The organism is Methylocella tundrae (assembly GCF_901905185.1).
GTDB classification, from domain to species: Bacteria; Pseudomonadota; Alphaproteobacteria; order Rhizobiales; family Beijerinckiaceae; genus Methylocapsa; species Methylocapsa tundrae.
This window is the reverse complement of sequence record NZ_CABFMQ020000029.1, coordinates 1-417: the sequence shown is the minus strand read 5'-3', so window position 1 is coordinate 417 and position 417 is coordinate 1. Positions and strand designations below refer to the sequence as shown.

Here is a 417-nt window from a genome sequence, read left to right as displayed (position 1 = left end):
CCTTAGAATTCCCTCAGCAGCTCAATATGATTGTTTCCGGTTCAGCTTTGCAATGGATGCAAGATTTACCACGGCTACTTCAACATTGCTATGCTGCTTTAAATGAGCAAGGCTGGCTATGCTTTTCAACATTTGGTCCTAAAAACCTTATTGAAATTAAAGAGCTAACCGGACAAGGTTTAAATTATTGGAATCTTGAAAATTGGAACAGTGCCTTAACTCAGGCTGGTTTTGAGATTTTGCATTTGGCACAGTCAGAAACTCAGCTTTATTTCGATTCGCCTAAAGCCGTGTTGCAGCATTTAAAAGCAACAGGTGTAACGGCAACTGCTCAGCATCGTTGGACTAAGCAATCTTTACAGCAGTTTTATCAAGATTATGACCAGTTTAAGCACGCCGAGGGGTACTCCCTAACAT

General features: G+C 41.0%; 1 protein-coding gene. It reads left to right on the top strand.

From position 1 onward, the window contains the following. A partial coding sequence (locus tag MPC4_RS04180) for a methyltransferase domain-containing protein (RefSeq protein WP_174511421.1) occupies window positions 1–417 on the top strand: 417 nt, incomplete at both ends.